This window comes from Funiculus sociatus GB2-C1 (assembly GCF_039962115.1).
Classification (GTDB): domain Bacteria; phylum Cyanobacteriota; class Cyanobacteriia; order Cyanobacteriales; family FACHB-T130; genus Funiculus; species Funiculus sociatus.
This window is the reverse complement of sequence record NZ_JAMPKJ010000002.1, coordinates 41,158-62,076: the sequence shown is the minus strand read 5'-3', so window position 1 is coordinate 62,076 and position 20,919 is coordinate 41,158. Positions and strand designations below refer to the sequence as shown.

At 45.2% G+C, this 20,919-nt stretch carries 7 protein-coding genes; 4 read left to right on the top strand and 3 right to left on the bottom strand.

What is annotated here, in order from left to right:
* Positions 1 to 158: 158 nt before the first annotated feature.
* The 3 genes from NDI42_RS01520 to NDI42_RS01510 all read right to left on the bottom strand — a co-directional run bounded on the left by NDI42_RS01520 (position 159) and on the right by NDI42_RS01510 (position 6,096).
* Positions 159 to 1,493, bottom strand: a complete 1,335-nt coding sequence (locus tag NDI42_RS01520; RefSeq protein WP_190455785.1) for an MFS transporter — start codon at positions 1,491 to 1,493, stop codon at positions 159 to 161.
* A gap of 579 nt (positions 1,494 to 2,072) precedes the next feature.
* On the bottom strand, positions 2,073 to 3,236 hold the full coding sequence (locus tag NDI42_RS01515) for a PepSY-associated TM helix domain-containing protein (protein WP_190455782.1): 1,164 nt from the start codon (positions 3,234 to 3,236) through the stop codon (positions 2,073 to 2,075).
* A gap of 40 nt (positions 3,237 to 3,276) precedes the next feature.
* Positions 3,277 to 6,096, bottom strand: a complete 2,820-nt coding sequence (locus NDI42_RS01510) for a TonB-dependent receptor domain-containing protein (protein WP_190455780.1) — start codon at positions 6,094 to 6,096, stop codon at positions 3,277 to 3,279.
* A gap of 939 nt (positions 6,097 to 7,035) precedes the next feature.
* On the opposite strand from NDI42_RS01510, the gene NDI42_RS01505 reads away from it, so the two are divergent.
* The 4 genes from NDI42_RS01505 (at position 7,036) to ectB (ending at position 20,814) form a co-directional block, all read left to right on the top strand.
* Complete coding sequence (locus tag NDI42_RS01505; RefSeq protein ID WP_190455777.1) at positions 7,036 to 14,691, top strand: non-ribosomal peptide synthetase; 7,656 nt, start codon at positions 7,036 to 7,038, stop codon at positions 14,689 to 14,691.
* Positions 14,681 to 17,830, top strand: coding sequence for a non-ribosomal peptide synthetase (locus tag NDI42_RS01500; protein WP_190455774.1), 3,150 nt, complete (start codon positions 14,681 to 14,683; stop codon positions 17,828 to 17,830). Before NDI42_RS01505 ends, NDI42_RS01500 begins: the two co-directional genes overlap by 11 nt.
* 163 nt (positions 17,831 to 17,993) lie before the next feature.
* Positions 17,994 to 19,430, top strand: a complete 1,437-nt coding sequence (locus NDI42_RS01495; protein WP_242017661.1) for a condensation domain-containing protein — start codon at positions 17,994 to 17,996, stop codon at positions 19,428 to 19,430.
* Positions 19,431 to 19,563: 133 nt separating this feature from the next.
* Positions 19,564 to 20,814: a diaminobutyrate--2-oxoglutarate transaminase gene (ectB, locus tag NDI42_RS01490; protein WP_190455768.1), complete on the top strand. Its 1,251-nt coding sequence runs from the start codon at positions 19,564 to 19,566 to the stop codon at positions 20,812 to 20,814.
* Positions 20,815 to 20,919: the final 105 nt, after the last annotated feature.

Below are 20,919 nucleotides of genomic sequence, written 5' to 3'. Positions count from 1 at the left end.
AAAGTCGGGTATCTCGCCTTCTCGAATCATTTAGAACTGCTATATCTCAGTAATTGCTATCTCGTTGAAAGGGTGTATTTATGCCTGAAAAAATTACTTTTAAAAGTTTTTTTTAGATTTTATAGACCATAAATCTACAAAAATTTATGCTCATTTTTTCAGGGATTAGGCTCTGTAGCCCGATCGCAGTCTGGGACAATAGTTTCTACATCGCGCAACGCAGGGAAAGCATACCCACCCAAGCCGATGAGCAAACCACAAAAGGAGAAGAGAGTATATTGAAGTGCCATTCCAGATCCAGAGGTAGTACCAAATATACTACCCAAGCTCCCAGCCAGGAAGCCTCCTGGTACCATCCCTGGCTCAAAAACATAGTCAGCTAAAAGTCCAGCGATCGCTAACCCCAGTGGTGCAGTAATCTGAGCAATTAAGTAGCGAGTAGCAAAAACACGTCCTTGGACGTTGGGTTCCACCTTTGATAGCCAAATAGCTTGATTAGAACTACCGATAAAAGGTGAAAAGAAAGCCATAAAAAAGCCAGCTATCATCCAAATTGAGGGCAAATTCCCTAAACCCAACACCATCATGCCAGTAAAGCTCAATGCTGTCCCTAACAACAACCCGTGAATGCGGTGCTGGGAAATGCCCCAAATACTAAGTACCACAGCACCGACTACACCACCTATACCGATGGCGGCTTGTACGCTGGCGAGTACCCCTGCATTATCACCACTACGAGCTAAAATCATCGGAGAATGAATCGCACCATTAGCAGTATCAAATAAATTAGAACTTAGCAGGAAAATAAGGATTGTTAAAAGGCTAGGACGCTTCAAGATGTAACTGAAACCAAATGTCAACTCTTGCTTAATGTTTTGGCTATGGCGACTCTCTTGGCTTTTTTGGGGTTGTGGGATAGCTATAAACCAAAGCGTACTGATAGCGATCGCAAAGGTAATAATATCAATTGTCAGGATTCCTTGGAACCCAATCGTATAGTAAAGCGCCCCCGCTAACGCTGGTGCAATGATGCTAGAACCAGAATAGGTGATGTATGAACTCATCGCAGTAGCACGAGTGTAATGCTGTTTGGGTACGATCGCTGACATAGAGGCTGAGTAAGCCAGACTCTGGACGTAGCCAAAGAAACCATTAATGGCTCCTGTCACATAAAAATGCCAAATTTGCAAGTGATTGGTCAACAGTAGTAATAAAATGGCAACTGTCGAGAAACCTGCGGCTGTATCACCCAGCATCATTAAGTATTTACGGTTCCAGCGATCGACAAATAACCCAGCGAAAGAGGCGGCGATTACTTTTGGGATGTGGGTAAAAAATATAATTAAAGACAAGGGCGTTGCTTGATTTGTAAGTTCCCAAGCCCATAAAGTAATAGCAAAGTTAGTCATCTCGGAGCCAAGAACTGATGCCAACTGTCCGATCCAAATAATAAGAAACTTGTTAAGGTTAGTTGGCTGATTTTCTGGTTCCATTAGTTTTTTCTCCTATATAGCAATCCTATTTAATGTGTAAACACCTTGTAGGCAACGTCTCTATTTTTTTTGACGAACTATTGAGACGCTTGACTGATAAAAAAGAGAAGTTCATAAATAAATAAGTTATTAATTTTAGGTTAGCTTAATCCCAGGATAACCCATAAAAATTAACACATATGCGTTGATTTTTGGTAGGTTGTAACTAACTTAAGAATATGATTACTGTTTAACTAATCTTGAAATTTTTATTTTAAAAACTTGATAAAAAAAAGATTTATCAGGTTTTTATAAACTCATACATAGCAATCCATGTAGGAATTAAAAAAATTGCTCTTTTTTCCAGACTCTTCTATATCCCCGGAGGAGCTGTTTTTTACTAAATAAAAATAAAGCTTTTATATAGCAATACTAACTCATTTAATAACTTCTCACCTTGCCTTCTCCTCAACACCCTGTGTGCCTTAGCGGTTCGTTTAAAAGGTAGTCACAGCTCAAATAGGGCTGCTATACACAAGTAAACAGTCAAAGTTTGGATAGGAAAAGTTAAGTTTAAATGGTCGATGGATGTTAGAACTCTCAAATCCAAGGCCATGCAGTAGTCGTAAGTATCTTTTCCTTCTCTTCTGGTAAGCTTTGGCTTTGGAACATAGCTTCTTTACGACGTGCCATCGCCCACTGACGCTGACGCCACAACGCGAAGCCCGTGATAAATAAAACAGTGGGTGTGAAGCCTATAAACACGTATAAAATTCGCATAGGAATCCCACCAAAGTTACCCATGTGCATAGGAAACAGTGCATTCATAATCTTGGTTCCCAAGGGTAACTTAAGAGAATTTTCTACCCGTAAAACCTCACCGCTGTATTGGTCAACATAAACATTACTGCGACCGCTGGGAGTTGCTTCTTGGGGTAATTTGATGGTGACTCGAAAAGCCACATCCGGTTCGCTAGGAAGGGAAATATAGGTAGCTTCCCCCTCTGGCAATGCTAAAGAAGCTTTTTGTAAAGCTGCATTTAATGGTATTGGTGACTTATTTGGAACAAGGGTAGATTTTGGTTCGGCGGGTGTTTGTGTATTTGTCAACCCATAAATTACACTTTCAAACTGAGAGTTAAAAGCCAACGCTGCTCCTGTGGAAGCAAGGAGGATTAGGAACGCAGCGGACAAAATCCCTCCTACTTTGTGGATGTCGTAGTTAACGAGTTGCTTAGGAGAATTCCAGCGGATTTTGAAACCTTGACCGAACCGTTTCCAGCCAGGCCATAGTATTAATCCAGTGATTCCAAGTAGCAGCAGCAATATGCCACAGACACCCACGACTATTTGACCAGTTTCGCCAGCCAGGAGGGTCTTGTGAATGTCATAGATGAAAGTCATCAGAGTTTTTCCCCACTGACGAGAACCTAGAACTGCTCCCGTGTAAGGATTAATGTAAATTTTGTTCCATTTATCATCTTTTGATTTCATCCAGACTTGGTGAGTTAATTCTGGCGATCGCGCTAGTTCGATGGAATCAGGCATAAAGTCTGGGTAGGCTTGACGGGCATTTTTCGCTACAGTCTCTAGGGATATGCGATCGCTTTGAGGGACAACTTCCATCAATGTTAAATTCCGGGAGTGGTCGATCTCGTGCCAGAAGACTAAGGCGCTACCAGTCAAGCCAATTACAATCAGCAATAGTCCTACTATTACCCCAACAATTCGATGCAAAATCAATGCGGGTTTGCGTAGTTTCATGTTTCCTATCCTGATTACCCAGCTGTGAGCAGTTACGATATTACCAAGTCAGACGATAGCCAATGCTGATACTTCTACCTCTGGCAGCAAGGTAACTACTATCATCATCACCAGTCGTAGATTGAGAAAAGACTGGGAAATATTGATTGTTTAGTAAGTTCTCAATGCCTACATACAATTCCCCTTGACCCAACTTTATGCCACTGATGTAGTCAACCACCACGTAGCTGCTGAGTGGTTGACGGAAACCAACCCCATCTTCAAATCCCCGCCTGCGATCGCCACTATATAAAAGTTGTAATCGATTTCGCCAGCCGGGTGTAGTTTGATGTTCAACATATGCTGTGATCTTTATGGGTTGGATGTCGCGGTTGCTAAGAGGTCTAAAATCACCTGTATCTTCTTCATCAATATCGCCTTCAGTCCAACTCACTGTACCACCAAGGGCAAAGCCTCCTCCAGCTTGCCAATCAAGAGTAGCTTCAACGCCGTAGTTCCGTTGTGGAGAACGCAGAAGTTCAAAGTCACCGAAATCATTTCCTGTGAAGCTAAGAACTGAACCTAAAGCTGAGTAGTTGTAGAAACCAGCTATAGATGCTTGCACATTGTTCCAGTTACCTCGCACTCCAATTTCGTAATTATCGACTTTCTGCGGTTCTAAAGCTTGAAAGTCTTTTTCAACTGCAAATCCATCCGGGGGAAAACCGAGGGCGAAGCTAACGTTAGGTACAGAAAATCCTTGAGAAAAGCTGGTAAACAGACTTACTTCATCTGTTAAGTTATACACGGCACCGATATTAAAAAGGGTGGCGCTAAAGTTTTTCTCTCCCCCTTCAATGTCTCTACCTGGATTTTCCGGCCCTTCATAAGTCGTGTAGTTGTCAATACTTAGACCGCTACGTTCGTGACGCACTCCGCCATTGATTCGGAAGCGATCGCTTAAGTCCCATTGCATCTGGGCAAACACTCCCAAACTTTCAAAGTCATACGCTGGGGTGTATGGAGTTAGAGAACCAATTTTTCTTAAAGTTCGACCGCCACTGTTGTCAAAAGCTTCTGAGTCAAAAACGTCTACATCGGAAGCCGTATTTTTTTGTTTTTCATAGTCAACGCCCCAGAGTAAACTAGCATTCTCGAATAAGGGCGTGTCTATTTGTAATCGTCCTCCCCAAGTATTTTCTCTTCTCGGAAATTGAGTAATGGCATCAAAGAAGCCGTCATCTCGATAATCAAAAGCAATACTAATCTCTGTATTATCTCGATAATATGCTTGAGCCTGAACGTTACTACCTAAAAGATTTTCATTGGTGTAACCCAAGCTAATCACTGTACCTCGTTGTGCCGGATCGTCTGTGCCGATATAATCTTGTTCCCCAACAAAAATGGCGCGGGGTTTTTGCAAGCCGGGGATACTTTCAATGGTTGTGTCTGGGATGTAACTGACTTCTCGGCGATCGCGGGTGTGATTGATCGTAAATTGCAGGCGTTGATTTTCATCAAAGTTCAAACCAACCTTACCCAAGATGCCATAGGTAGTGGTGTCGTCTAGAGTCCCATTATCAGTGGGGATGCGATCGCCTTGAGCATCATAAAAGCCACCTGTCCAATTTCCTGAGACGGAAAGCAGATAATCAAAAATCCCTTCTGTACCAGAAAGTGAGTGTTGGAGATTATAGCCAAAACTATCTTCTTCCAAATTCCCCAAAGCAGCTGACACACCAAATTGAGTTGTAGAAGTTAGCCTTTCTTCGCTTGGTCTTCTGGTAATAATGTTAATCGTGCCACCTGTCGCTTGGCTTCCATAGGTTGCACTCGGCCCGCGAACAACTTCGATGCGTTCAATAGCATCAGGAGCAATGTTTCTGAACTGAACAAGTGTAGAGTTATTGTTTTGCTGGGGAACACCATCAATCAAAATGGAAGCGTTACGACCCCGCAAAGTTTGACCATTTGAACGGTTTTGTTGATTGGGAGGGCCAAATCCGGGAACTAACTTGGCAATAGTCTCCCCTAAGTCCCTCGTCAAGGCTGTCTGGCGCTGGATCTGCTCGCTGGTGATTACGGTGACAGAACGCGGTACATCTTCTAGGGCTTCTTCTGTGCGCGTTACCGTTACGATTAGCCTGTCCGGCAATATTTCGTTACTTCCCGATGTCCCCCCTGGTCGAGAAGCATCCGGTACAGTTCCAGCAGGTGGCGGCGTTCCCGGTTCAGTTACTGGAGTCTCCGTTGAAGGTGTTGTCGGAGTTCCAGTTGTTGGTGCTGTCGGGGTCTCGGTTGAAGGTATTGTCGGAATTCCGGTTGAAGGTGTTGTCGGAGTTCCAGTTGAAGGTGTTGTTGGAGTTCTAGTTGAAGGTGTTGAAGGTGTTGTCGGAGTTCCAGTTGAAGGTGTTGTTGGTGCTGTTGGAGTTCTGGTTGCAGGTGCTGTCCTTCGCGGAGGCACAACAGCTGTCCCTGATGGTGGCGTTAAATTGAAAACTAAATTTTGGTTGCTTTGAGTTAGTTGTGCTGTAGGTATACCATCTGTACCGATAACTTTAATCCGAATACTATTAGCATCTAGTTGCTGTACTGTCACCGATGCAACATCTTCTGTGGGGTTACTGGCACTAAAGCTTTGTCCTGTGGGTAACTTTAGTCGAGTGTTGATGACATCAGTAAAGAACGTGTTGCCATAGCGGCCAGTAAAGCTTTGCGCTTCATTGCCATTGTTAGTTTTGAGGATGACTTGCAAACCATTCGCCGTTTGCTTGAGTTGCACGCCTGTTACTTGTACTGTTTGCGCGATCGCAGAAGTGGCCGCTAACAGGGTAGCGGAGCCTGTCAGCAACAGGCTAGAGAGTAATTTATGTAGTTTCAATCCGGTTTCCTCAACACCAATCGATATAGTCAGGCCATAGTGGATGACCCGGCTACTTATTGAAAGTTATTTGCACTAACTTAGTAAAAATAAAATGACTCTACTACCAATGTCAATGGTTATACAGATTTATTTTATTGAGAATTACTATCAGGCTGAGCTGGGGAACCTGCTCACCTCACCCTCTAGCAGCTTTGAACTACTAAAAGAGCTAAGACTGGTGGACTGGCACTTTTAACGTTCCAATTGTGGGGAGCCAAACAGATAATTTCGCCAAAAAGAAGCCGAAATGAAGCATTAAGGAAGTTTTTCGAGTCTCTCTTTTAAAGACAGTTGGTTAAGAAGTGTTAACTAATCAGATGCGATCGCTCAAATCCGAAAAATGGCTGGGTAACTTTTCCCTGAAGAAGCCGACACCCCCAAAGCGATTGTGGCGCGGCGAATAGAGCCGCGTTTGCCACGAAGGTAAAGAAAATTTATTTACTCTTAAAGTTACTATCTAGCATCTATCAAAAGAAGTAGAACATTTAGAATAGTCAAACTCGATTATATTGAATACAAATGATAAAGATTATCTATTGCTAGTTGCCAAAAGTGGATAAAGTTGTTTACTGTAATTGAGACTTATCGAAAATGAGTCGCAATAAGAGCAAAGAATTCACGGTAAAAAACTATCAAAGACTAGGATTGGCTATGACAGCAGCATCGCGAATCCCTGCGATGCTCACTAGCAAGCTTTCATCGATACAGGGCTACAAAAAACCTAGCGACGCAGTAGCGTCTCCAAAGGAGAATTGCTCCAACAGCGCAATTGTTCAAAAAACGTGAAGCGTCAAGCTAAGCGCTTCACATAAAAAGAGATTTTCTAGGCTTTGAAGAGATTTGGTTTGACTACAGTCGCTGCATCCGGTCAGGGTTGCATAGAGTACCAACAGCAATATGGCTCAAGCTTTTAATAACTTTCCCAGAATCCCCCGCAGCTGTTCAACTTTAGTAGAGTTACTGCGCTACAGAAGTGCTACACAGCCGGAGCAAATAGCTTTTACCTTCCTCCAAGAAGGCGAAACCCAGGAAATTAGCCTAACTTATCGAGACTTGGACGGAAAAGCACGAGCGATCGCATCCCAACTTCAGACTTTGGGTTTAACCGGCGAAAGAGCCTTACTGCTTTACCCACCAGGTTTAGATTATATTGCTGCGTTTTTAGGTTGTTTGTACGCAGGAGTAATTGCTGTTCCCGCTTACCCACCGCGCAACCAACGCAACACCCCCAGAATTTTGTCGGTGTTGACAGATGCTCAAGCCGCGATCGCACTGACGACAACAGCCATCCTCTCCAAAGTACAATCCCTAATTATCAAAACTAACCCAGTCCTCAAGTGGCTCGCTACCGATAACCTAACCCCCGAAATGGAAACCACTTGGCAAGAGCCTTTGATTGAAGGGGATACCTTAGCGTTTTTACAATACACTTCCGGTTCTACTGGAACGCCAAAAGGCGTAATGGTAAGTCATAGCAACTTGCTACACAACGCCACCATGACTTACCAATTCATGGGAAATTCGCCCAGCAGTATATATGTCTCCTGGCTACCTGTTTACCACGACATGGGACTGATCGGCTGCGTACTGCAAGCCCTGTATGGCGGTTTCCCCTGCATTATGATGTCGCCAGCCTCATTCCTCCAGTCTCCTTACCGCTGGCTACAGGTAATTTCCCATTATCGGGCAACCACCAGCGGCGCTCCTAACTTTGCCTACGAACTGTGCATTCAGAAAATTACCCCCGAACAACGGTCAACCCTAGACTTGTCCAGTTGGAGTGTTGCTTTTAACGGTGCTGAACCAATTCGTCAGGAAACTTTAGAGCGTTTTGCTCTCACCTTTGCTGAGTGCGGTTTTCGTCCAGAGTCCTTTTATCCGTGTTACGGAATGGCAGAGGCAACTCTGATGGTTTCTGGTGGTGCTAAGGCGGCGTTACCGATAACGAAAACTGTTCAAAAAACTGCTTTTTTAAGCAACCGTATAATTGACGCTCAACCTGATGACCAGAATTCCCAGCGTCTAGTTAGTTGCGGTCAAACTTTACCAGAACAGCAGATTATTATTGCCAATCCGGAAACCTTAACCAGTTGTTCTGAGGATGAAATTGGCGAAATTTGGGTTTCTGGTCCTAGTATTTGTCACGGCTATTGGAATCGCCCTTTTGAGACAGAGCAAACATTTCGCGCTTATCTTTCAGATACAGGTAAAGGGCCGTTTTTGCGGACTGGGGACTTAGGCTTTTTGCAAAATGGCGAACTATTTGTTACAGGTCGAGCCAAAGATTTAATTATTATCCGGGGTCGCAACCTCTACCCGCAAGACATTGAACTGACAGCAGAACGCAGCCATCCAGCGTTGCGTTTGGGTAGTGGTGCCGCCTTTTCAGTGGAAGGAAAGGGCGAAGAACAGCTGGTAGTCGTCCAAGAGCTGGAGTTTCGCGCTAAACCGAATGTTGAAGAAGTTATTGCCGCAATTCGTCAGGCAATAACTGAAGAACATCAGGTGCAAGTTTATGCAGTAATTTTAATTAAAGCGGGCAGTATTCCCAAAACTTCTAGCGGTAAAATTCAACGTCGCGCCACTCGTGCAGCGTTTTTGGCAGACACCTTGGAGGTTGCAGGAAGCAGCATTTTAAACAGTACCAATCTAGGGGAGGAAATTAGGCTGACCCGTGAAGCTTTAATTGCGATCGCGTCCGAAGAACAAGCATCAACTCTGACAACTTATCTTCAAGAAGTAGTCGCCCAAGTCTTGGGAGTTCCCCCATCCCAAGTCAATCCTCAACAGCCTCTTAGTAGTTTAGGACTCGACTCTTTAAGAGTTTTTGCGCTCAAAAATCGGATTGAGAGCGACCTGGAAGTTATTGTATCTGTATCAGACATCTTTGAAGGTTGCATTACTCAACTGGTAGCGCATATCCTCAGTCAACTGACAGGGGAAGCTTCTCGTGCGTCGCTGCTTTTTCCCATTGAAAAGTCTGCTTCAGGACATCCACTTTCCTTTTCTCAACAACAACTGTGGTTAGTCCATCAGTTGGAACCGAATAACCTCGCTTATAACATTCCTATAGCCATTCACCTCAAAGGTGAGCTGGATGTAACAGCATTAGAACAAAGTTTAAACGAAATTATCCATCGCCACGAAATCTTGCGGACAAATATTAGAGTTGTGGACGGTCAACCCGTGCAAGCGATCGCGCCCACACTTAGCTTAAACTTGCCCAAGATAGACTTGCAATCGCTATCTCAGACTGAACGGGAAACTGAAGCACAACGCCTCAGCCTTGAAGCAGCTAAAATTCCCTTCGACTTGTCACGCGATCGCCTGTTTTCCGCTAAACTTCTGCACCTTACCGAAACAGAATACATCCTAATTCTCACCTTGCACCACATTGTCTCCGACGGTTGGTCAATGGGAGTATTACTCAAAGAACTGATAGAACTTTATACAGCTTTTGCCACTGGAAAAACCTCCCCACTCCCCGAACTTCCGATTCAGTATGTAGATTTTGCTTATTGGCAGCGACAGTCTCTACAAGATGAAATTTTAGCGTCTGGGCTAAACTACTGGACGCAACAATTAGCCGGAAACCTTCCCGTTCTGAATTTGCCCACCGACCGACCCCGACCAGCTATTCAAACCTTCAAAGGCGCACGACAAAAGTTTATCTTGCCCCTTGCCCTTACCGAGGCAATTAAGCTACTAAGTCAGAAGGAAAATGTCACCTTATTTATGACTTTGTTGGCAGCTTTTAAAACGTTGCTACATCGATATACAGGGCAGGAAGATATTATTATAGGTTCGCCGATTGCCAACCGGAATCGGGTTGAGTTTGAACAATTGATTGGCTTTTTTGTCAATACCTTGGTGCTGCGTACTGACCTCGCTGGAAATCCCAGTTTTCGGGAGCTTCTGCGGCGGGTGCGCGAAGTAGCACTGGGCGCTTATGCCCATCAAGATTTATCCTTCGAGCAACTGGTGGAGTCTCTGCACCTAGAGCGGAACCTGAGCCATAATTCTCTGTTTCAGGTAATGTTTATTCTTCAACCTGCTCTAAAGTTAACCGCAGAAATTTCGGGGTTAACTTTGGATATTGAAGAGATTGATAATGAAACAGCAAAATTTGATTTGACCCTATCAATGGAGGAATCGGCATCAGGATTAACCGGGTTTGTAGAGTACAACACTGATTTGTTTGATGTCACTACAATTAGCCGAATGTTAGGGCATTTCCAAACTTTGTTAGAAGGGATAGTTGCAAATCCTGACCAACATCTCTCGGACTTGCCTTTACTAAAGGTAGTTGAACGAGATCAACTGCTAGTGGAGTGGAATCGTACTCAAACTGATTACCCTAAACAATGTATCCACGAACTATTTGAGGCTCAAGTAGAGCGATCGCCTGACACGGTTGCCGTCGTTTGTCAAGACCAGCAATTGACCTATCGAGAGCTAAACCAACGCGCTAATCAACTAGCACACCATTTGCAAAGTTTGGGCGTTAGTACGGAAGTGCAGGTAGGGATATATGTAGAGCGATCGCTTTCTATGGTCGTAGGGCTTTTGGGTATCCTCAAAGCGGGTGGAGCCTATGTACCGCTAGACCCTGCCTATCCACAGGAACGCTTAAATTTCATCTTGCAGGATTGTCAAGTGTCAGTGTTACTGACAACTCAGCATCTAGTCGAACGGCTTCCGCAACATGAGATGCAGGTAGTCTGCATAGACGCATGGGATTACAGCCAACACAGTAAGGAGAATCCAGTCAGCAAGACTACAGCTGACAACTTAGCTTATGTTATCTATACCTCTGGCTCTACCGGAATGCCCAAGGGAGTCCTGGGTTTGCATCGAGGTGCTGTTAATCGCTTTCATTGGATGTGGGAAACCTATCCCTTTATGCCGGGAGAGGTTTGTTGCCAGAAGACATCTTTAAGCTTTGTAGACTCAGTGTGGGAAATTTTCGGCCCCTTACTACAAGGCGTGCGGACGGTGATTATTCCCGACCGAGTTATCAAAGATCCGCAACAATTTATCGAAACCCTGGAACGCGATCGCATTACGCGGATTGTCCTCGTACCCTCCTTGCTGCGTGTGCTATTAGATACCGACAGCAACATTCAATGCTTGCCCAAATTGAAGTTTTGGGTAGTCAGTGGAGAAGCGTTAACTGTCGATTTATGGCAGCGCTTTCGAGAAAATCTGCCAGAGAGCATTCTCTTAAACCTTTACGGCTCCTCAGAAGTGTCTGCTGACGTTACTTGCTGCACAAATCAACAAAGCAGCCTTTCTATTGGTCGCCCCATCGCTAATACACAGGTTTATTTACTAGACACTCATTTACAACCTGTGCCTATTGGAGTTCCCGGCGAACTCTACATCGGCGGTGCCGGATTAGCTAGAGGATACCTGAACCGTCCCGATTTAACAGCTGAAAAATTCATCCTGCATTCCTTCACTGATGAACCCAACACTCGACTGTACAAGACTGGCGATATCGCCCGCTACTTGCCTAATGGTGATATTGAATACATCGGGCGAAGTGACCATCAAGTAAAAATTCGCGGCTTCCGCATCGAGTTGGGAGAAATTGAGGTAGCTCTCAGACAACACCCAATGGTTAAAGAAGCTGTAGTTCTAGTAAAAGAAGATACGGCGGGCGATAAGTACCTGGTAGCTTGTGTTGTCCCGACAGAGGAGACACCGACAATTAGTTGCCTGCGTCGCTTCTTGAAATTGCCAGAATATATGATTCCAGCAACGTTTGCGATGCTGCCGGAACTACCGAGGACACCCAACGGTAAGGTTGATCGTCAGGCGTTGCAAGCACTGGAGACAAGACGGCAACACTCAGATTTTGTCGCTCCGCGCACCTACTTAGAAGAAATAGTCGCCGGAATTTGGGCAAAGATTCTGGGACTGGAACAAGTAGGTATCTATGACAACTTCTTTGAATTAGGCGGACACTCCTTACTAGCTACTCAGGTGGTTTCTCAGTTGCGGCAAGTCTTGGAGATAGAACTACCTGTGCGCTGTTTGTTTGAGTCGCCGACAGTCAGCGAACTCTCCCATCGCATCGAGACGACGATGAAGCTGGGGCAAAAACTGGAGATGCCTATTGAGCGCGTTTCACGGACAATCAATTTGCCCCTATCCTTTGCTCAAGCTAGATTGTGGTTTCTGGAGCAATTGCAGCCTGGTACTGCTGTGCATAACATTCCCGCCGCCGTGCGACTAAGTGGTTCGCTGAATGTAGCGGCGTTGGAGCAGAGTTTTAACGAAATCATCAAGCGTCACGAAGCCTTGCGAACGGTTTTTGTAACGGTGGATGGACAACCATTTCAAGCGATCGCTCCCAGCTTAACCTTAACCCTACCTGTGGTAGACCTGCGGTGGTTGCCAACAATAGAGCAGGACACAGAAGTTCAGCGACTAGCCACCCAAGAGGCGCAGCGCCCCTTTGACCTAACACAGGGAATGTTACTGCGTGGCACTTTATTGCAACTCGATGAGACAGAATATGTGCTGCTATTGACGATGCACCATATTATCTTTGATGCTTGGTCGATTGGAGTGCTGATTCGAGAGTTAGCAGCGTTATACAAAGCTTTCTGTGCAGGCGTTCCCTCACCACTCCCCGACCTGTCAATTCAGTATGCAGACTTTGCCGTTTGGCAGCAGGAGCGATCGCATCTTGAAGTCTTAGAATCTCAGCTTGCTTACTGGAAACAGCAGCTAGCGGGATTGCCCGTGTTGGAGTTACCTAACACGAAGCGACCAGCTTCATTAACTAATCAGGGTGCCACTCATTCCTTCCTGGTCTCCCCTGACCGATCACAAGCGCTCAAGACACTTTCGCGCCAGGAAGGTGTCACCCTATTTATGACCTTGCTGGCAGCATTTGAGGTACTGTTACAGCGTTACACGGGTCTAGAAGATATCGTTGTAGGCACTGATGTTGCTAACCGTAACCGAGCTGAAACAGAACCACTAATTGGTTTTTTTGTCAACTTGCTAGTCTTGCGGACTAATCTAGCTGGCAACCCAAGTTTTCGAGAATTGCTAGGGCGAGTGCGGGAGGTAGCGCTACAAGCATACGCCCATCAGGATCTACCCTTCGCAAAGCTGGTAGAGGCACTGCGACCGGAGCGCAAAGGAAACCACACACCCCTATTTCAAGTATTGTTTGTTCTGCAAAATGCCCCGATGCCAGCCTTAGAGCTTCCAGGCTTAAGCTTGAAACTGTTGGATATCGACAGCGGCACGGCGAAGTTTGATTTGGCTTTGTTTGTGAGCGAAACCGAGCAGGGAATTGTTGGCACTTGGAACTATAGAACCGACCTTTTCGAGAAAAGCGCTATCGCTCGAATGTCAGGTCATTTAGAAACGCTACTAGAGTCCATTGTGGCTCAACCAGATGCCCGAATAAACACCTTAGAAATGCTTAACGTAGTGGAAAGAACTCAACAAGCTGCTTCAAAAAAAGAGCGCAAAGAATCCAAGCTCAAGCAGTTGATGAACATCCAGCCCAAGGCTGTCAGTTTCTTACCGGAGAAATTGATCCAAACAGAGTTTTTAGGTACTGAAGAAACCCTCCCTCTAGTGATCAAGCCAAACGTTGACGATATCGATCTCATCGACTGGGCTAAGAGCAACCGGGAATTCCTAGAAACAAAATTGCTGCATCACGGTGCGATTCTTTTCCGCAACTTCCGCGTCGCTTCTGTGCTTGAATTTGAAAGTTTTGCTCAGGCAATTGCCACATTGTTCGCTGAGTATGGAGACTTACCGCGTGTGGAAGTCAGCGGCAAAGTTTACGGCTCAACACCTTATCCGCCGGAACAAGCTATTTTGTTCCATAACGAAAGTTCCCATCTGCATTACTGGCCCTTGAAAATCTGGTTCTTCTGCGTGCAACCAGCGCAGCAGGGGGGCGAAACGCCAATCGTGGACTGTCGAAAAGTTTACCAGTTGCTTGACCCCAGGCTGCGAGAAAAATTTCAACAAAAGCAACTAATGTATGTTCGCAACTATACCGAGAACTTTGACGTAAGCTGGCAAGAATTCTTTCACACCAACGATAAAGCTGTAGTAGAGGAATATTGCCATCAAGCGGGCATCGCTTTTGAGTGGCTTTCGGGCAATGGTTTGAGAACTCGCCTGGTTCGTCCAGCAGTCGCTAAGCATCCGAAGACGAATGAGTTGGTGTTTTTTAATCAGTTGCAGTTGCACCATGCCTCATGCCTAGATCCAGCAGTCCGGGAATCCTTATTATCCCTGTTCGGAGAAGACCAGTTGCCGCGTCACGTTTATTACGGAGATGGTTCGCCCATTGAAGACTCTGTAATAACAGAAATTCGAGCGGTTTATCAAGAAGCCGCGATCGCTTTCCCTTGGCAACAAGGAGACGTATTGATGCTAGACAATATGCTCGCCGCACACAGTCGCAACCCTTATGTAGGTTCCCGCAAGATTGTAGTGGCATTGGGGGAATTAATGCGTAGCGCAGAAATTAAATACAAAGGAATGGTGAAAGCAAATGCACAGTAAAACCCTCGGCGGCTTTCGGCTTTCTCCTCAACAGAAGCGTCTTTGGTTGTTACAACAAGATAGCGCTGCTTACTGCGCCCTTCTTCTAGAAGGAAATCTGAAAGTAGATGTCTTAAAAACAGCTTTAGAGCAAGTCCTCAATCAACATGAGATTCTGCGGACAACCTTCCACCGCCTACCTGGGATGAAGATTCCAGTTATGGTTGTAGCGGATAGCAGCGTTCCCTTGTGGCGAGAAATTGATTTAAGCGATCAGGAACCCCAGCAGCAGGAAGCCAAAATTACGGCACTTTTTCAAGAAGCGAAACGGGCAAATTTTGACTTAGAGCAAGTTTCATTACACTTGTCTTTATTAAAGCTATCAGCAGACAAGTATATTTTGCTGATCAGTTTGCCTGCACTGTGCGCGGATAGCTGGACGCTTCAGAAGTTGGTTGAGAAAATCAGCTTGGCTTATGCTGGGGATTTTTCAACTGAGGAAGTGCAATATGTCCAATTTTCAGAATGGCAGCATCAATTATTAGAAGAAGAGGATGCGACAGGTAAGGAATATTGGGAACACCAGGATATTTCTAATTTAGACAGGATTAAACTACCTTTTGAGCGCAATCTGAAAAAATCAGAATTTGAAATCGATTGTGTTAGTTTAACACTTGATTCTAAAGCGGTTGCTAAGCTGGAAAAATCTGATATTGCTCTCGATATCTGGTTGCTAGCATCTTGGCAAGTTCTGCTGTGGCGGCTCACCGGAGAGGAAATTATTGTTGGCGCATCGGTGGATGGTAGAGAATTTGAAACACTGCATTCGGTTTTGGGACTATGTACGAAATGGTTGCCAATTAAGAGCTGTTTAGAGGCAGATTTGCGCTTTAAAGAAGTTTTGGAACTGGTAAGCCAAGCAATGCGAGAGGCTTCTGAATGGCAGGAGTATTTTGTCTGGGAACCTTTTGATGGGGTGACTAGCAAGGCGCAATTTGCGGTTGGTTTCGAGTTTGAGCAAAGCGTTTTAAAACGCTTTGGCGCAGGGGTGTCATTTTCGCTGTTGAATTTCTACAGCTGCATTGAGCGGTTCAAAATAAAACTGGTTTGCACTCGCGAAAAGGCAGATTTTTACTATGATTCCAACTTGTTCTCAGCCGAGACAATTCAACGGTTGGTGAAGCAATTTCAGACATTGTTTGCCAGTGCTACGGAGAATCCGGAAGTTGCAATTAGTCAGTTAGAGATTCTACAGCCTAGCGATCGCGCTCAACTTTTAGCCCATAACAACACTCAAACCGATTACCCCGAACAGCAATGTATTCACCAACTGTTTGAAGCCCAAGCCGCACAAACGCCGGATAATATTGCCGTTGTTTTTGAAGATCAACAACTTACCTACCGCGAACTCAATGCTCGTGCCAATAAAATTGCCCATCACCTACAGATGTTGGGAGTGAAACCAGAAGTGGTGGTGGGGCTTTGTTTGGAGCGATCGCTAGATATGGTGGTGGGAATGTTGGGCATCCTCAAAGCAGGCGGAGCCTATCTTCCCCTCGACCCGACTTTACCCCAAGAGCGTCTGGATTTCATGTCGCAAGTCGCTCAGGTTTTATTGACAAAAAGGCAATTTTGTGGTAATAGTTATGAGGGAAAAACAACGGTATGTTTAGATGAAGACTGGGAAGCGGCTCAACAGAGCAATGCCAATCCCACCAGCGAGGCGAACAGTAAAAATTTAGTTTATGTGCTGTTTACCTCTGGCTCGACAGGAAAACCCAAGCCAGTTGCCATCGAACATCAGCAACTCCTCAATTACCTGAGAGGGATTCTAGACAAGCTGAATTTACCGACTGGTGCCAGCTTCGCACTTGTATCGACCTTCGCAGCAGACTTAGGTAACACCGTTATATTTCCCGCCTTGTGTACGGGAGGGTGCCTGCATATAGTGTCCGCAGAACGCGCTACCGACTCAGCCGCGCTAGCAGACTACTTTGGCCGCTATCCAATTGACTGTCTGAAAATTGTTCCTTCCCACCTAGCCGCGCTTTTGGCATCTTCGCACTCAGCGCAAATTTTGCCACAGCGTTTAGTTTTGGGTGGTGAGGCGGTGAGTTGGCAACTAATCGATCAAATTCAGCAACACAAACCTGAGTGCCAGATTCTCAATCACTACGGCCCTACAGAGGCTACTGTCGGCGTACTGACTTATCAGGTAGACAAAGGCGATCGCCATGATTCTGAGACTGTTCCCCTCGGTCGTCCTCTAGCTAACACCCAGGTCTATGTGCTAGATCGGCATCTCCAGCTAGTGCCAGTCGGCGTTTCCGGCGAATTATACATCGGCGGTGCGGGGTTAGCACGGGGTTATCTCAACCGAGAAGATTTGACCGCAGAACGGTTCATATCAAATCCCTTTAGCGACACCGAGGCGCGGCTTTACAAAACTGGCGACCTGGTTCGCTACTTACCGAATGGCAATTTGGAGTTTCTTGGTCGGACTGACGACCAAGTGAAAATTCGAGGCTTCCGCATTGAGTTGGGAGAAATTGAGACACTGCTGAGTCAACACCCATCTGTTCGCCAAGTTGTCATTTTGGCGCGGGAGGATGAACCGGGTGATCGGCGGTTGGTAGCCTATGTAGTTCCGCATCCGGGACAAGTTACCAATACCAATGATTTACGCCACTTCCTGCAACAGAAGCTGCCAGAGTATATGGTGCCATCTGTCGTAATATTGAAGGCTTTGCCACTGACAGCTAATGGCAAAGTAGACCGTGGAGCTTTGCCAGTCCCAGACCAGATCCGGCCTGAGTTGGGATTTGTTGCTCCTGGTACTTCCACAGAGCAAGCGATCGCTAAAATCTGGGCGGAAGTCCTGGGTATCGAACAGGTGGGTATCCACGATAACTTCTTTGAGTTGGGCGGACACTCTCTACTTGCTACCTTAGTTATTTCTAAGTTGCGCCAAGCGTTCCAAGTAGAACTACCTCTGCGCGACTTTTTTGAAATGCCAACTATTGCTGGAGTCGCCAAGAAAATTGAGCAGGCGAAGGACAAAGGTGCCTACCTTAATGAACCAGAAATCGTAGCAGTTTCGCGAACGGCGCACCGGGTGAAGCTTTCTTCTTTGAAAGATGGTGATCCTCTCACCTTGTGACTTACGCACTCAACGCTGGGAAATCAATTTCCCAGCGCAAAGCTCAAGTCAGTGGAAACTGACTGAAAACGCAAAAACAACCCATTTCAATGGGTTTTAGCTTTCAGCCGGAACTTTAGTTCACGGGAAGACAGCTTCAAAGCTCAAGTCAGGTATGGTGACGATGAAAGTAGATTTTTCCTCCGATGTTAATACTTCCGAAGAAGATGTCTTTGTATTTCCGGCCTCTTTTGCCCAGCAGCGGTTGTGGTTTTTCGATCGGTTGGAGCCAGGTAGCCTTCAATACATTAGCCCTGTCGCCATACAACTGACGGGTGCGCTTGACGTGCCAGCGTTAGAGGAAAGTTTAAACGAAATTGTGCGCCGTCATGAAGCCTTGCGAACTACGTTTGTGATGGTTGATGGGCAACCTGTTCAGGTGATTGCGCCAAGTTTGAGGTGGAAACTTCCGGTGGTGTTTGTGCGATCGCGATCGCACAGCGATCGCGATGTTCAGGTGCAAAACGCGATCGCGCAAGAAACCCAACAACCCTTTGACTTGTCCCAAGGGCCTTTACTGCGGACAAAGTTGCTACAGCTGGATGAAGAACAGCACGTATTGCTGCTAACGATACACCACATCATTAGCGATGGTTGGTCTAAGGGTGTGCTGGTTCGCGAAGTAGCAGCACTCTATGAAGCCTTTTCTCAAGGTCGTCCTTCACCGCTTCCCGAACTGCCCATCCAGTACGCTGATTACGCTATCTGGCAGCGGCAAAGGTTGCAGGGACAAGTGCTAGAAGCTCAGATGTCCTACTGGAAGCAACAGTTAAGTGGCAACTTATCCGTACTAGAGTTACCTAGTGATCGCCCGCGACCGACAGTTCAAACTGGTCAAGGTGCCACCCAATCTTTCGGATTACCTACTAACCTCTCTGAGCAACTCAAGACACTTTCGCAGCGAGAAAATGTCACCCTGTTCATGACAATGCTTGCTGCATTCAAAACCTTACTTTACCGTTACACTAGGCAAGATGATATCCTTATCGGCTCCTCGATTGCTAACCGTAACCGAGCTGAATTTGAGGGACTTATTGGATTTTTTGTCAATACTTTGGTGATGCGGACTGACCTATCAGGCAACCCAAGTTTCCGAGAACTTTTGCATCGAGTCCGCAAAGTAGCTTTAGAAGCATACGATCATCAAGATTTGCCTTTTGAGCAATTGGTAGAAAAACTTCAGCCTACACGTAACCTGAGCTATCATCCGCTGTTTCAAGTGTGGTTTTCGTTGAATAATGCCCCGACGCCAGCCTTGCAGCTTTCAGGTCTAAGCGTGAGTTTGTTAGACGTTAAAAGTAATACAGCGCAGTTCGATTTGAGCTTCGACATAATGGAGACGCCACAAGGACTTATCGGGACGGTGGAGTACAGCACTGACCTGTTTGTTCCCGCTACAATTAGCAGCATGTTGGGACATTTTCAAACTTTATTAGAAGGCATTGTTGCCAATCCTAATCAGCGCCTATCAGATTTACCCTTGCTAACAAAATCTGAGCAGCATATTACTTTCATGCTGGAAAAAGAAGCAACTTTTAACTTCGATTTTGCTCTTAACTAATTGTAGGTTGGGTTGAGGAAGGAAACCCAATAATAATCAGTAATTGTACTAACGAAACCCAACATTAACCAGCCTAATTAAGCTTTTGTTATTCCCTCTCACAGCGACCCAATTGCCCAAGGAGAAGAATTATATGAATATCTTTGAAGAACGCGAGTCAAATGTCAGAACTTATTGTAGAAATTTTCCCGATGTTTTCCATAAAGCTGTAGGTTCTACCGTTTATTCGGAATCAGGCGTAGAGTTTATCGACTTTCTTGCTGGTGCTGGCGCTCTTAATTATGGACACAACAATCAATACATAAAACAAAAAGTTATTTCATATTTAGAATCGGATGCGATCGCTCATGGTCTAGACTTACATACAATGGCTAAAAGAGACTTTTTAGAAAAGTTTTCTGAAGCTGTTTTAATACCTAAAGACCTCGATTACAAGATTCAATTTTGTGGCTCTACCGGAACAAATGCTGTTGAAGCCGCTTTAAAACTGGCAAGAAAAGTCAAGCAAAGAACTGGTATATTCTCATTTATGGGAGGATATCACGGCATGACTTTAGGCAGCTTAGCTATTAGTAGCAATAACGGTATTCGCTTAGGGGCAGGAGTAACATCAAACCATGTAACTTTTATGCCGTTCCCCTATGGTTATATGGAAAACTTCGACACCATAGAGTATATGGAAACGGTACTGACTGATGTTAATTCTGGGGTGGAAAAACCAGCAGCAATTATATTTGAAACGGTACAAGCTGAAGGTGGTGTTGTTGTAGCACCAATCGAGTGGATGCAAAGGCTCAGAAATTTGTGCGATCGCCATGATATTTTATTAATTTGTGATGATATTCAAGTCGGCTGCGGTCGCACAGGCCCATTCTTTTCTTTTGAAAGAGCCAATATTGTTCCTGACATAGTAGCTATCTCAAAATCTATCAGTGGTTACGGGTTTCCCATGTCTTTGTTATTGATTAAGCCAGAGTTTGACATTTGGGAACCAGGCGAACATACAGGCACTTTTAGAGGAAATCAATTGGCATTTGTGGGAGCATCGGCGGCTATAGAGTACAGAGAAAGTATTAATCTTGAATACGAGGTCAAACTTAAAGAATCTTTTTTGAATACTTTCCTTAATGAGGAGATAGCTTGCTTAAGTGAAAAAATAGTTATTCGCGGGATCGGCATGATTTGGGGAATCGATCTGTCGGATAGAGGCGCAAGTTTTGCGAAAGCGATCGCGCAGCGTTGCTATGAACTAGGGTTAATCGTTGAAAGGGTGGGAAGAGATGATACGGTAATTAAAATTTTGCCCCCTTTGAATATTGAAATGCCTGTTTTAAGAAAGGGTTGTTCAATTATTAAGCAAGCTTTTTTCGACTGTATTAATTAGCAATCTGATTTTATTGCTGCCTTTTTTAAATAATCCCCTTGGCGTACAGCTAAGCGAAGAAACAATAAAAAATCAAGATGATTTAGGAGGGCTATTTAATGTAAT